Source organism: Flavivirga eckloniae (genome assembly GCF_002886045.1).
Taxonomy (GTDB): Bacteria; Bacteroidota; Bacteroidia; order Flavobacteriales; family Flavobacteriaceae; genus Flavivirga; species Flavivirga eckloniae.
In genome coordinates, this window is sequence record NZ_CP025791.1 from 2,560,721 (window position 1) to 2,575,160 (window position 14,440).

A 14,440-nucleotide genomic window follows, 5' to 3' on the forward strand; every position below is an offset into this window, starting at 1 on the left:
TCGAATGGATATATTCTTAAAATTTTGGAATAAAAAAAATCCGAAACAGTTTGTTTGCTTCGGATTCTTTTCTGGAAAGTTATCTACAGAAAATAATACCGAAGCCTAAAATGTGACTTAAAGTCACAGCCTAAATTTTGTAATGCTACTATATGTTTTAGCATGGCTTCTTGTTTTTAATTATGATTATTATTTGTTGCAGTAGTTATTTAAAACTGCGATGCAAAGATGAAAACTATTTTTGAAAAAACAAATATATTTTCATTTTAATTTATTGATAGTCAAATGATTATGATTATTTTTGGGTATTGAAATCCCTGCCCGCTTTTTAGCAGATATTTAAGTAAAGGGGCAAAAGTCTGTTGCTCAATTGCTTACTTTTCAATGCTCAATATTTTAGTGTCTAAAAGTTATGTCCAATATTTTTTATTTTTTTTCATAAAAAAAGCGCCCAATTTTTTGGACGCTTATAGTAATTATAGTTTTTATTAATTTATATCATGCTAAAAATGATTTAAAACTACCATATAACGTCCTTGATCGGAGAAATAATTCGCTATTCCCTCGATAATCCCACTGACAAATCAGTGATTTTGGTGCTATATGTACTGTAGTTTTTCTCATTTGCGGTACAAATATGGCATATTTAATACGTAAGTTCCAAATTTTGGTTTTATTATTTATCGATTTAGGAAAGAAAACGAAGTGATGAATAAAAAAAGGGAGTGTCTCAAAAGTGTCATTCAGAGCATAGCGAAGAATCTTAAAAGATGCAAGTTAAAAGAGATTCTTCATTTCATTCAGAATGACATTTTTGAGACACTCCCTCTTTATAATACAATAATATTATTATAGAGTAACTAGGTCACCACTCATATCTTTTGATGGCAAATTAGATTTACCCATTAAGTATAAGTCTACTTGACGCGCTGCTTCTCTACCTTCTGAAATTGCCCAAACAATTAAGGATTGTCCACGGCGCATATCACCGGCAGTGAAAATGTTTGGAACATTCGTTTGATATTTCCCGTATTCAGCTTTATAATTAGAGCGTGCATCTCTTTCTATGCCTAGCTTATCGGCTAAAGTACTTTCTGGTCCAGTAAACCCTAGCGCCAATAGTGCAAGATCACATGGCCAGGTTTTTTCGGTACCTTCAATTTCTATAAGCTGAGGGCGCTCTCCAGGAACCATTTTCCACTCTACATTTACTGTTTTTAAAGCGGTAAGTTTGCCGTTTTTGTCTTTTATAAACTCTTTAGTATTGATTAGCCAATTACGCTCAACACCTTCTTGGTGAGAAGAGGACGTTTTTAATTGTAATGGCCAATAAGGCCAAGGTGTAGTTGGCGAACGGTGTCCTGGAGGTTTTGGCATGATTTCAAAATTCACCACCGATTTTGCTCCGTGACGGTTTGATGTTCCTATACAGTCAGACCCTGTATCTCCACCACCAATAACAATAACATCTTTATCGGTTGCTAATACTTGATCTTTTATTTCTTGTCCAAATACAACTTTGGTTTGCTGTGTTAAAAAGTCCATAGCCTGTACAACACCGTCTGCATCAATACCAGGAGTAGGTAAGCTACGTCTTTCTGTAGCACCCCCACATAGAACAACAGCATCGAATGCCTTTAATTCCTTTACATCGTAGTTTACACCAACGTTAATATTAACTTTAAAGGAAATACCTTCTGCTTCCAAGATAGCGACACGACGATCGATGATCTCTTTTTCCATTTTGAAGTTCGGAATACCGTAGCGTAATAATCCTCCAATAGCATCATCTCTTTCGAAAACTGTTACCGTGTGTCCTGCTCTGTTTAATTGTTGTGCGGCAGCTAAACCAGCTGGTCCGGAACCTACAACAGCAATGGTCTTGCCAGTTCTGGTTTTAGGTGGTTGTGGTTTAATCCAGCCTTCTTTAAAAGCACGTTCTACAATATTTTTTTCGATATTTTCGATGGATACAGGGTCTTCTATAATACCCAATACACATGATTTTTCGCAAGGTGCCGGACATAAACGACCTGTAAACTCAGGGAAATTATTAGTTGAGTGTAATAACCATGAGGCTTTTTGCCATTCTCCCTGATGAACCATATGATTAAAATCCGGGATTAAATTTCCTAGAGGGCAACCACTGTGGCAAAATGGAATACCACAATCCATACATCTTGATCCCTGTTTAGTGATTTCAGCTTCACTTAAAGGAACCGTAAATTCTTTATAATGCTTTACACGATCATCTACAGGCGTGTATTTTTCATCTTGTCTTTCAAATTCTTTAAATCCTGTTACTTTTCCCATGACATTATGCAGTTGTTAGTTCTTCTACCATTGGTTCTTCATTAGCAATTCTTTCCAATGCTATTTTATATTCTTTAGGCATTACCTTAACAAATTTTGCTAAGTAATTATCCCAGTCGGCTAGAATTTCTTTTCCTCTTTTACTGTTAGTATAGGCTACATGTTTTTCGATTAAATCTTTTAACTCTGCAGCATCTGTATCGGTAATAGGATCGAAATCTATAGTTTCTTCGTTACACAACCCATCAGTGAATTGTCCGGTTTCGTTTAATACAAAAGCGTAACCACCACTCATACCAGCAGCAAAATTCCTACCTGTTTTTCCAAGTACTACAATACGACCCCCAGTCATATATTCACAACAGTGATCCCCCACACCCTCAACTACGGCTGTAGCTCCTGAGTTACGGACTGCAAAACGCTCGCCGGCTATACCATTTATGTAGGCTTGACCGTGTACGGCGCCAAATAAACAAACGTTACCAACAATGATGTTTTCTTGAGCAAGGAAATCGGCAGCCTCAGGTTTCTTAACGATTAGCTTCGCGCCAGATAACCCTTTACCCAAGTAATCGTTTGTATTTCCTTCTAAATGGAACGTTAGTCCATGCGCACCAAAAGCTCCAAAACTTTGTCCGGCAGATCCCGTAAAATTAATGTTCAACGTATCTTCTGGTAAACCTAGATGTCCATAAATTTTAGAGATTTCGTTACTTATAATGGCTCCAACCGTACGGTTTACATTTTTAATTGGATATTCCAGAATCATCTTTTCCTTTCGGTAAAGTGCTCTATGTGAGTCTTTGAGTATTTGGAAATCCAGTACATTATCTAAATCATGGTCTTGCTGTTCAGTATTCTTTACAGTCATACTATTGTATACAGCTGGTCTGTGTAGAATACTTGATAAATCTAACCCTTTAGCTTTATAATGTTTAATGGCTTTATTGGCATTTATTTTATGGGTCTGACCAACCATCTCGGCCATAGTTCTAAACCCTAACTGAGCCATAATGTTTCTTAATTCTTCTGCAACATAGAAGAAGAAATTAATAACGTGCTCTGGCGTACCTTTAAAGTTTTTACGTAGTTCTTTATCTTGGGTAGCTACACCTACAGGGCATGTGTTTAAATGACACTTACGCATCATAATACACCCCGAAGCTACTAGTGGTGCTGTTGCAAAGCCAAATTCTTCAGCTCCAAGAAGTGCTGCTATGGCAACATCTCTACCGGTTTTTAACTGACCGTCGCATTCCACAACGATTCTGCTTCTAAGGTCATTTAATACCAATGTTTGTTGTGCTTCAGATAAACCAAGCTCCCATGGTAAACCTGCGTGTTTTAATGAGGTTAGCGGTGAAGCTCCGGTGCCACCATCGTAACCGGAAATAAGAACAACATCTGCCTTTGCTTTTGCAACTCCGGCAGCAATGGTACCAACACCAACTTCAGATACTAGTTTTACGTTAATTCTCGCCTCTCTATTGGCATTCTTTAAATCGAAAATTAATTGTGCCAAATCTTCAATAGAATAGATATCGTGATGTGGTGGTGGTGAAATTAAACCAACGAAAGGGGTTGAATTTCTGGCATCTGCAATCCATGGTAATACTTTTTCACCAGGTAATTGCCCGCCTTCACCAGGCTTAGCACCTTGAGCCATCTTGATTTGGATTTCCTTAGCATTTGTAAGGTAATGCGATGTTACTCCAAAACGACCAGATGCTACTTGTTTAATAGCAGAGTTTCTACTATCTCCGTTTATATCTTTTTGAAAACGTTTTCTGTCCTCTCCACCTTCTCCAGAATTGGACTTTCCTCCAATACGATTCATAGCAATGGCTAGGTTTTCATGAGCTTCTCTCGAAATAGATCCGTAAGACATAGCCCCGGTTTTAAAACGCTTAACTATTTCCGTCCAAGGTTCTACCTCGTCAATTGGAATTGGGTTTAAGTTGTCGAACTCAAATAAACCACGAATAGTCATTAAGTTTTCAGACTGTTCGTTGATTGTTTTTGAGTATACATCGTAACTTTTTTGATCGCTTAACCTAACGGCTTGTTGCAGTTTAGCTACGGTTGTTGGGTTAAACAAGTGTCTTTCTCCATTACGTCTCCATCTGTAATCACCGCCAATGTTTAAACCTAAACGTTTGTCTATCTTATTGTCTGGATAGGCTTGTTTGTAACGTTCATTAATTTCTCTTTCAATTTCATAAAGTCCAATACCTTCAATTCTTGAAGCGGTATAAGGGAAATATTTATCTACAAATTGAGAATTAAAACCAACGATTTCAAATATTTGGGAACCTCTGTACGAATGTAAGGTAGAGATTCCAATTTTGTTCATGATTTTTAGTAATCCTTTACCAATAGCTTTATTGAAGTTTTCTACGGCTTTGTCTTCATCCATATTGGTAATAAAGCCATCCTTCACTTGCATTCTTATAATTTCATTCACCATGTAAGGATTGATAGCCGAAGCGCCATATCCGAATAGGGTTGCAAAGTGATGTGGTTCGCGAGGTTCTGCAGATTCTATAATAATATCGAAATAAGAACGCTTACGCAAACGGTTCATTTGGTGGTTTACATAAGAACACGCTAATAAGGCAGGGATAGGAGCAAACTCTTGATTAACACCTCTATCTGAAAGAATGATAATGTTCGTTTTTCTGTCCAGTGCTTTTTCAACCTGTTTGATGATGTCTTCTAAAGCATTCTCCAATCCATTCAATCCTTGTGCTTTAGGATATAAAATTTCAATGGTTTCTGCTTTAAAGCTTTCAATTTGAATGGTTCTTATTTTTTCAAGGTCGGCGTTAGAAATAACAGGGTTTTGAATTCGTAGTTTTCTACACTGTCTTTCTGTAATGCTGAATATATTTCTGTCTTTACCTAGGTTTAGACTAATATCGGTTACAATTTCTTCACGAATACCATCTAATGGTGGGTTGGTTACTTGTGCGAATAATTGTTTAAAGTAGTTTGAAATAAGTTGAGGTCTGTCCGATAGTACCGCTAATGGTGTATCGATACCCATAGAACCAAGTGCTTCTTTAGCATTAAGAGCCATTGGTGTAATAACCTCTTGAATATCTTCGAATGTATAATTAAACAGACGCTGTCGTGTTTTTATATCGATGGTTTCAATCGGACAGGTTGTGTTTGTATAAGGTACATCCTTTAAATGTAATCTTGTTTTATCTAACCATGTTTTATATGGTCTTTCTGAAACAATTTTGCTTTTAATTTCTTCGTCTTCAATAATACGCCCTTTGTTCATGTCTACCAGGAACATTTTTCCAGGCTCTAATCTACCATGTTTTTCTATGTCTTCTGGAGCGATTTCTACCACACCAATTTCCGACGACATAATTAACTTACCGCTTTTGGTAACCGTGTATCTAGAAGGTCTTAATCCATTTCTATCTAATAAAGCACCTATGTAATCACCATCTGTAAAAGGAACAGAAGCCGGACCATCCCATGCTTCCATGATACAGTGATTGTATTCGTAAAATGCTTTTTTGTCATCAGACATGGTTTTGTGTTTTTCCCATGCTTCAGGAATCATCATCATCATAATTTCCGGTAACGATCTTCCGGTATGTGTTAATAATTCTACTACCATATCCATTGAAGCAGAATCCGATTTGCCTGGTAATATAATAGGGAATAATTTGTCTATTTGAGGTCCGAAAACATCACTTTTCATGATTTCTTCGCGCACACGCATTCTACTTACGTTACCACGTAGCGTATTAATCTCACCGTTTTGACACATAAAACGGAAAGGTTGTGCTAACTCCCAGGTAGGCATAGTGTTAGTTGAAAAACGTTGGTGTACCAATGCTAGGCGGGTTACCAAATCTTCTTGTTGTAAATCGGTATAATAAGGACCAATATCTTCGGGCATTATAATACCCTTGTAAATTAAGGTTGTTGTTGATAAACTAGGCACATAAAAATAGCCGCTTTCAGAAATTTTCGACTTTCTAATAACGTGCTCAGTAATTTTACGTGCGGCGTATAATTTAGCTTTAAAATCGGCTTCGTTAATTGCGTCTGTTTTACCAACAAAAATTTGTTCAATATTAGGCTCTGAAGCTAAGGCTATTTGTCCTAATTGTGTAGAGTCTACAGGTACTTCTCGCCACCCTAAAATAGTGAGCCCTTGCTCTTTTATTTCGTTCTCGAATGCGTCTTTGCAAAATTGGTATTGGTTTGATGTTTTTGGTAAGAAAACCATACCTACGGCATATTCTCTTTGAGCAGGGATGTTAAAATCGCAAACTCTTTTAAAATAGTTATGAGGGATATCAATTAATAAACCAGCACCATCACCGGTTTTTCCATCGGAACTTACACCACCACGGTGTTCTAATTTTACAAGAATTTCTAGGGCATCATGAATGATTTGATTTGTTTTCTCTCCATTGAGATTACAAATAAAACCTGCGCCACAGTTTTCATGTTCAAATTCGGGTAAATAGAGTCCTTGTTTCTTCAGCATAATCAACAAACTTTAGGTTTAAAAAACGAGTTGAAAAGCTAAGATATATACTAACATTCGAATAACAATAAGGGGTAATTCATTATTCCGATTATATAAAGGAAGTCGAGGTAAAAATAATTATATATCAATATTAACTGTTTTTTTTAATAAATATTCAATCTATAATTTTTAGTAATAAATCCGGATATGTGAATTTATGCTAATAAAAAACCAAATTCCTGAGAATAAAATCATTAAAGCCTATAAAATAGTATCAAATCTTCAAATAAACGAGTTGTTAAAAATTCAAAAATATCTTTTATAAACAACATACCTATAAAAAAATAGGGTTAAAATTGAAATATTAATAAAATTTAATCAATGACCCCTATTTTTTATGGGGTATAAATGTTTTTTGTATAGATTAGCCCCGTTAATTAGAAAATAAACACTTAAAGATCAATAACTAAAATCTAAACAATTATGAAAAAACTAATTACTCTTTCAATGCTTTTAATGGCAACTGTTTTATTTGCTCAAGAAGAAGAAGCTAAGAAGAAGGTTTCTATAAGCGGAACTGTAGATACTTATTACAAAACAAACATAACTTCTACCGACGCTGCTAATCCTTTATTTAATGATGGCGATGGTGGCTCACAAACATTTGGTACTTCTTTTGCGAATGAAACTGGTTTTGCATTAGGAATGGCAAACATTATTGCTAGCTACGAAGGTGAAAAAACTGGAGTAGTTGCAGATGTGGTTTTTGGACCAAGAGGTAATGATGCAATTACTGGAAATAATATTAATCAATTATACGCTTACTGGAATGTATCGGAAGGAACTACTTTAACTTTAGGTCGATTCAACACGTATTTAGGGTACGAAGTTATATCTCCGTCTGCAAACTTTAACTACAGTACATCTTATTTGTTCTCTAGTGGGCCATTCTCTCATGTAGGGTTAAAAGCAGATTTTTCTTTATCTGATGACTTTAGTTTAATGTTGGCTCTTATGAATGCTACTGACATAGATAGTAACGTAACAGGTGATTATGCACTGGGAGCTCAGTTAGGATATAAAGGTCAGTTTTTAAATTTCTACTATGATTCTGGGATTAAGTTAGGTTTTGAAGTAGATTATACTGGTGGATTTGATTTATCCGATAATTTCTTCTTAGGTATTAATGGTGCGTATGCCGATAATGACGGATCTGGATTTTATGGGGCTGCTTTATACCCACAACTTGCAACTTGTGATTCTTTCTCTATAGGGTTAAGAGGTGAGTACTTTAACTGGATGAATGATGGTCCTGTAGATGACACTAATGTGTTTGCAGTGACTTTAACAGGAAGCTACACTTTAGAAAACTTGATTATTAAACCAGAATTACGTTTAGATAGCAATTCTGAGGAGGTATATTATAATTCTGATTTAGAAACTACAAAAAGCTTAGCTGCTTTCACATTAGCTGCTATTTATTCTTTCTAACAAAAACTAATACAATCATGAAGAAAATTGAAGCAATTATTAGAAAATCAAAATATCGTGTTGTTAAAGAGGCATTGCACGATGTTGGAGTAAACTTTTTCTCTTACTGGGATGTTACTGGTTTAGGAAATGAAAAGGAAGGACATGTGTACAGGGGTGTATCATATAGTACAAGTGATATTCAACGTAGACATATATCTATTGTTGTAAATGATGATTTTGAAGAAGTAACTATTAAGGCTATTCTTAGCTCTGCTGCTACAGGAGAAGTTGGAGATGGAAAGATATTCGTTTCCGATATTAATGAATGTTACAGAATTAGAACAGGGGAAAAAGGTGGAGACACTTTAAAATAATTAATCATCATCTAAAAATATATAATTATGGAATTACTTACTACAAATAATGTATGGATGATGATCTGTACAGCACTCGTTTTCTTCATGCATACAGGTTTTGCATTTTTAGAAATTGGGTTAACAAGACAAAAGAACACAATTAACATTTTATTTAAGAATATTTTTATAATCACTGTTGGATTACTATTGTATTATATCGCAGGGTTTAATTTAATGTATCCAGGATTTGAAGAAGGTGCTGCTGGAGTTTTTGATTTCGCAGGATTTGGTATAACACCACCTGAGAATGGAATGACACCAGAATATGCTGATGGAGGATATACATGGTGGACAGATTTCTTATTTCAAGGGATGTTTGCTGCAACTGCTGCAACTATCGTTTCCGGAGCTGTTGCTGAGCGTATGAAAATAGGACCATTTATGATCTTTACTATTATTTATGTTGGGGTTGTTTACCCAATTGCAGGATCATGGAAATGGGGATCAGGATTCTTAGATCAATTAGGATTTTACGATTTTGCTGGTTCTACATTAGTACACTCTGTTGGTGGATGGGCTGCTTTAGTAGCAGTTTGGTTACTAGGTTCTAGAATTGGTAAGTTTAAAGACGGTAAGCCACAAGCAATTCCTGGACACAACATTCCTTTAGCTACTGCTGGTGTTTTGGTACTTTGGTTAGGATGGTTTGGATTTAATGGTGGTTCTGTGCTTTCTGCAGACCCTGAATTAACTTCATTAACTTTGGTAACTACATGTTTAGCTGCTGCGGCAGGTGGTGTGGTTGCTGCTTTAGTATCTTTCTTAAGGTTTAAGAATTTAGATTTAACGATGTTCTTAAATGGTATCTTAGGAGGTTTAGTTGGTATTACTGCCGGAGCAGATGTAATGACTCCAGAGAGTGCGATTATTATTGGTGCTATCGCCGGTGCTCTTATTGTATTTGCTGTTAGCTTTATAGACGGTATTAAATTAGATGATCCTGTAGGAGCTATTGCAGTACACTTAATTTGTGGTATTTGGGGAACACTTGCTGTTGGTATTTTTTCAACTAACCCAGAGCATACTTTCTTAATCCAATTATTAGGAGTGGCATGTTATGCAGGATTCTGTTTGGTAACATCGTTCCTTATTTTATTTACACTTAAGAAAACGGTTGGAATTAGAGTCTCTGAAAGAGAAGAATTGGAAGGGCTAGATGGACACGAACATGGTATGAGTGCTTATGCTGATTTTAGAATGAATGAGCATTAATATAAATAGCTGAATTTTATAGTTAGTTAAAAAAAAGGCTGTCTTGTATTCTATAAGGCAGCCTTTTCTATGCTCTAAACACAAGAGCCTTTTACGTTTTGATGTGCCCTAGATTGATTATATTTTAGATGTCTAAAACAAAATTTCAGTTATGTATCGGTTTATTAAATTGATTTTCGAATACAGAAATCAGCCCAAAGTAGACTTCTCTTAAGTTTCTAGCATCGTTGTTGTACGTTTTTCTATATTGTTCGGCTGGATGGTTAAATTGGCAAAGTTAATATTAACTGAGACTAATTTAAGTCGAACAATTTTAGTTTATGATTAACTCTGCTGTTATCTCAATTTCCTTTGAAGAATTCTTGTCTTTTACTTTAGCAATTAATTTGTAGGGATTGTTTATTTCGACATTAGAAAGGCTAAATGTTGTATATAGTTTAGTTTTTGAGTCTTCCGGGTTTACGCTTATTGCTTCAAAATCGCTTAGGACATTTGGTCTTGATAGGATTTTATTTCCATTATTATCAATAAGATCGATCGAAAAAACCGGAAAAACCTTTCCATTAATACTTTTTAAGCCTTTTATATCGTCAAGTGTTAACATGTATGAGTTTTCGAGACTTATGTTTTTATCAAAAATGGGTCGTTTTAGAGTTTCATTCTGCAAGTAAACACTAGAACATTCAATACCGTTGTTTTTTATATCGAATAATTCACTTTCTTTTAAAGTAAATGGTAATTCATACGAGAATTTACCATCTCCTTTTTTATCCCATATGTTAACATGAACTTTATAAGTCTCGTTGTTTCTTTTGGGAGCAGTAGCTATAAAGTATGTGTATAATTGCAGTGGGGAAATGTCGATTCCTTTGTCAAGATTGTTTAATAGCTCAGGGTTTGAAAGTACCGTGTCTTTTTCGTTTTTTACAATATACATGGACAAACCGGGATAGGTTTTGTTTTTTACATTAGTTAATCCGCTAATATTGTTAAAGGTTAGTTTTACTTTTTCACCATAAACAAATTCGTTTCGTTTTTCGGTATTTCCATTAATTTCAATAACGACATCATCGCACCCAATACCATTTTCTCTGGAATAGGCTCCGGTTGTTACATCCTTGTTGACTGATTGGTTGAACTGGCAAGAAACGAGTATTAAATAGATTAATAATACAATACTTGATGTTTTGGTATTGGGTATTGGGGCTTTCATGAGTTTTGTTAATTATAGTATAAACTATATTTGTGTTTATTTCTCTTTCAAATATAAGGCTTAATGCGAATTTTCGTTATGAAGGAAAGTTTAAATCTTCGTTCGAGGTTTTAACTCTGTTTATTAAAAGGTTGAAGCCTGAATAAAAAAGCCTTCGGTATAACCGAAGGCTTATCATTATATTAAATTTACGATGCTTCTAAGCCGAATTTCTACTAGCATTAATGTTACCAAATAGAGAGCGTGTTACAATCTTCTCGAAAATTTTTAGTTGTTCTTCGTCTTTTACTTCTGCTTTTTCCAGTTCCTGAACTTTTTTAAGTGCATACTGCTGAATAGTCAGTAATGGTAAAACAATCGATTCCCTAACATCAATAGAAGCTTTTCCAGAAGGTTCGTTTTCCATTAATTGCTCATAACCGGTTAGTTTTAACAGTAACCTTTTGGTTGTTTGGTATTCGGCATAAATAATATTCCAAAACTCACCAAATTCAGGATCTCTGGACATATATTTAGTTAAATCGAAGAATGATTTTGATAAGGACATCATACTGTTTTCCAGCAAGGTTTTAAAGAACTTTGAATTCTTGTAAAGCTGTTCTACTTTATCGAACTCGCCATTGTCTTCGTAAACTTTTAAGGCTGTACCAACACCAAAGAAACCAGGAACATTTTGTTTTAATTGACTCCATGATCCTACAAATGGTATTGCTCTTAAATCTGAAAACACCAACTTATCGGAGTTAGATCGTTTAGAAGGTCTACTACCAATATTAGCCTTAGCGTAATATTTTAAAGTACTCATGCGCTCCAAGTAAGGGATGAACATCGGGTGGCTTTTAAAATCTTTATAAGTTTGGTAGCTTGTTTCCGCAAGATCGTTCATAACAACTCTGTCTTCTTCAGACATTCTGTTCTTATCGTGGTCTATTCGGTTTTTAATACCAGAACTTATTAATTGCTCCAAGTTGTATTGCGACGAGTCTAAAGTTCCGAAATTAGAACTTACGGTTTGTCCTTGAATAGTAAGCTGTACTTCCTTGTCTTCAATAGTTGGACCTAATGATGAGTAGAAGTTATGTGTTTTACCTCCACCTCTTGCTGGTGGTCCACCACGTCCATCAAAGAATATAGCGGTTATGTCGTATTTTCTAGACATTTTGGTAAGCAACTCTTTAGCTTTATAAATACCCCAGTTTGCCATTAAGTAACCACCATCTTTTGTACCATCAGAGAATCCTAACATAATCGTTTGCTTGTTGCCTCTCTTTTTAAGATGAGCCATATAAGCCGGGTTGCTATATAATTGCTCCATAACACCAGGCGCATTTTCAAGATCGTCTATGGTCTCAAACAGAGGCACAACGTCTACCGTTAAATCATCTTTAAATGCAACCAGTTTAAGCATCGTGAAAAGCTGAATAACATTTAAGGCTGTTTGGTTATTGCTTATAATATATCTGTTTGCTCCACGCTCGCCATTGGTTTCTTGAATATCTTTAATAACCTCGATAGTTTTTAAAGTATTATATACCATTTCATCTTTAAAAACACTAATGTCTATTGACTTATCCGATATTTCAGATAATAATTTAATTTGCTCGGGTTCGGATAAATCATGGTAGTTGCTTGGAATAGAATCATCCCCCGTTTCAATTAAATGATCTATTACCGCTGTAAAAACAGAATGGTGAATTCTACTATCTTGTCTAACATCCAAAGTTGCAAACCAGTATCCAAAAAGGTGTACTCTGTTTATAATTTGATTTAATTCATCAACATAAAGCGATTGATGTTCTTTAACAACCTCGTTTCTTATACTCAATAATTCAACAATAAGCTCTTTATGCGTAATGGCTTTTTTATAATTTAGATTGATGCTGTACTTATAAAGTATGGTTTCAAGTTTTATTACACGTTCTTCAACACCTCTAAATGTAAGTTTGCGTCTTAAATCCTTAAGGTCTTCGTAATATTTTTTAAGGACAGATCGTTTAAGTTTATTGGCAACCTTTAAAGTGGTTTCTGGTTTTACAAAAGGATTACCATCTCTATCACCACCAGGCCAGAATCCAAGATTTATAATATCGTTATGCTTTTTTCCATCGGCATAAATATTGGTTTGGATATAGTTGTATATTTCGCCAAATGTTTTGTAAAAAACGTTCTCTAAATACCAAATCAAGCTTTTTGCTTCATTGTAAGGCGTAGGTTTTTCGCGCTTAAAGAAAGGCGTTTTACCCAATTGCCCAAATAAATTATTTATTTGAGAAAGGTTATTTTCCTTAATGGCTTCGGTTAAATTTGTAATAATCCCTAAAACAGATCCAGGGTAAAATTGTGTAGGGTGAGCAGTTAAAACAATACGGACCTTAAACTCTTCAAGAAAGGCTTTTAATGCATCCATTTTCCCTTCAGAAGTTGCAGATCCTTTTAAGTTTCTTAATGTACCAACACCATCCATGTTGTTTACAATAGGGTAAGCAGCATCTTCGATAGCGTCAAATAAAACAACTTGCCTTTCGATGTATTGTATAAATCTAAATAATAAGTTTATTTGGCTTTCCTTGTTTCTACGTGCCTGGTATTTTTCAAAAAATGTTTCAACAATGGCAGTGGGATCATCACCATTTTTAAAACCTTTTTTACAGGTTTCGTGAAATAAAGGAAGTAATACTCCGGTTTTAGTTACAGAATCAAAAGGTAATGTCATGAATATACTGTTGTATATTTGATATTTTGACAAAACCGATTGATTAAATCGCTTTAATTTTGGCTCTACAGACATGATTTCGTTCTATTGAAAATTATTAACTGTAAAAGTAGTGAAGCTTTTATTAAAGCTAATAGGCTCGATAAAAATTTACAGATTTTTTTAGTTTAACGAATTCTAATTGTGAATAATTAAAAAAAATAGAGGCTATACTTGTTTCTCTACAATCTATATGTGTTCTGGTTATTAGTTTTTTAATTAGAAAAATGATTTTAAAAACTAGCGAAAACGATGTATATAGTAGGATATTAAATATTGGTATTTAAAAAAAGCGAGTTTGAGCATGTTGCATCAATTTTACTTTTAATTTTTTAAACAAATATTTGGTAGGACTTTCCTTTTTAAATGAATTTGTTTGGATCTAATTATTTTACAATAACATGGTTTGTTGGTAAAATAGGTTTGCCAGTTGTTCAATTTTATTAATATAATGTGAGTTTAACTTCATTGTAAAGTACTGATTGTTGGTTTTATAAAATATTTGTATTTAAAAACACCCTCCTTAATCCTCCCTCGAGGGAGGAATCTCGCTCGGTAAA

General features: G+C 34.7%; 7 protein-coding genes. 3 read left to right on the plus strand and 4 right to left on the minus strand.

Annotated elements, in window-relative coordinates:
- Positions 1-849 precede the first annotated feature (849 nt).
- Both C1H87_RS10460 and gltB read right to left on the minus strand, forming a co-directional pair.
- Positions 850-2,313: a glutamate synthase subunit beta gene (locus C1H87_RS10460; RefSeq protein ID WP_102755752.1), complete on the minus strand. Its 1,464-nt coding sequence runs from the start codon at positions 2,311-2,313 to the stop codon at positions 850-852.
- Positions 2,314-2,317: 4 nt separating this feature from the next.
- A complete protein-coding gene (gltB, locus tag C1H87_RS10465; protein WP_233783427.1) occupies positions 2,318-6,832 on the minus strand; it encodes a glutamate synthase large subunit in 4,515 nt (1,504 codons plus the stop codon).
- Between the two features lie 465 nt (positions 6,833-7,297).
- Here gltB and C1H87_RS10470 point away from each other — a divergent pair, with 465 nt between their 5' ends.
- The 3 genes from C1H87_RS10470 to C1H87_RS10480 are packed head-to-tail and all read left to right on the plus strand — an operon-like array spanning position 7,298 to position 9,915.
- Positions 7,298-8,305 (plus strand): outer membrane beta-barrel protein, encoded by a 1,008-nt coding sequence (locus C1H87_RS10470; RefSeq protein WP_102755753.1) that lies wholly within the window; start codon positions 7,298-7,300, stop codon positions 8,303-8,305.
- A 17-nt stretch (positions 8,306-8,322) separates the two neighbouring features.
- Positions 8,323-8,661: a P-II family nitrogen regulator gene (locus C1H87_RS10475; RefSeq protein ID WP_102755754.1), complete on the plus strand. Its 339-nt coding sequence runs from the start codon at positions 8,323-8,325 to the stop codon at positions 8,659-8,661.
- A 27-nt stretch (positions 8,662-8,688) separates the two neighbouring features.
- Entirely contained in the window at positions 8,689-9,915 is a 1,227-nt protein-coding gene (locus tag C1H87_RS10480; protein WP_102755755.1) for an ammonium transporter, read from the plus strand.
- A gap of 313 nt (positions 9,916-10,228) precedes the next feature.
- Here C1H87_RS10480 and C1H87_RS10485 read toward each other — a convergent pair whose 3' ends face one another.
- Positions 10,229-11,128: a cupredoxin domain-containing protein gene (locus C1H87_RS10485; RefSeq protein WP_102755756.1), complete on the minus strand. Its 900-nt coding sequence runs from the start codon at positions 11,126-11,128 to the stop codon at positions 10,229-10,231.
- 199 nt (positions 11,129-11,327) lie between these two features.
- Positions 11,328-13,916, minus strand: coding sequence for a phosphoenolpyruvate carboxylase (locus C1H87_RS10490; RefSeq protein ID WP_102755757.1), 2,589 nt, complete (start codon positions 13,914-13,916; stop codon positions 11,328-11,330).
- Between the last annotated feature and the right edge of the window lie 524 nt (positions 13,917-14,440).

Excerpts from the sequence above, each read along its gene's own strand:
- C1H87_RS10460 (WP_102755752.1), bottom strand. The coding sequence starts at position 2,313 with ATGGGAAAAGTAACAGGATTTAAAGAATTTGAAAGACAAGATGAAAAA.
- gltB (WP_233783427.1), bottom strand. The coding sequence starts at position 6,832 with ATGCTGAAGAAACAAGGACTCTATTTACCCGAATTTGAACATGAAAAC.
- C1H87_RS10470 (WP_102755753.1), top strand. The coding sequence starts at position 7,298 with ATGAAAAAACTAATTACTCTTTCAATGCTTTTAATGGCAACTGTTTTA.
- C1H87_RS10475 (WP_102755754.1), top strand. The coding sequence starts at position 8,323 with ATGAAGAAAATTGAAGCAATTATTAGAAAATCAAAATATCGTGTTGTT.
- C1H87_RS10480 (WP_102755755.1), top strand. The coding sequence starts at position 8,689 with ATGGAATTACTTACTACAAATAATGTATGGATGATGATCTGTACAGCA.
- C1H87_RS10485 (WP_102755756.1), bottom strand. The coding sequence starts at position 11,128 with ATGAAAGCCCCAATACCCAATACCAAAACATCAAGTATTGTATTATTA.
- C1H87_RS10490 (WP_102755757.1), bottom strand. The coding sequence starts at position 13,916 with ATGTCTGTAGAGCCAAAATTAAAGCGATTTAATCAATCGGTTTTGTCA.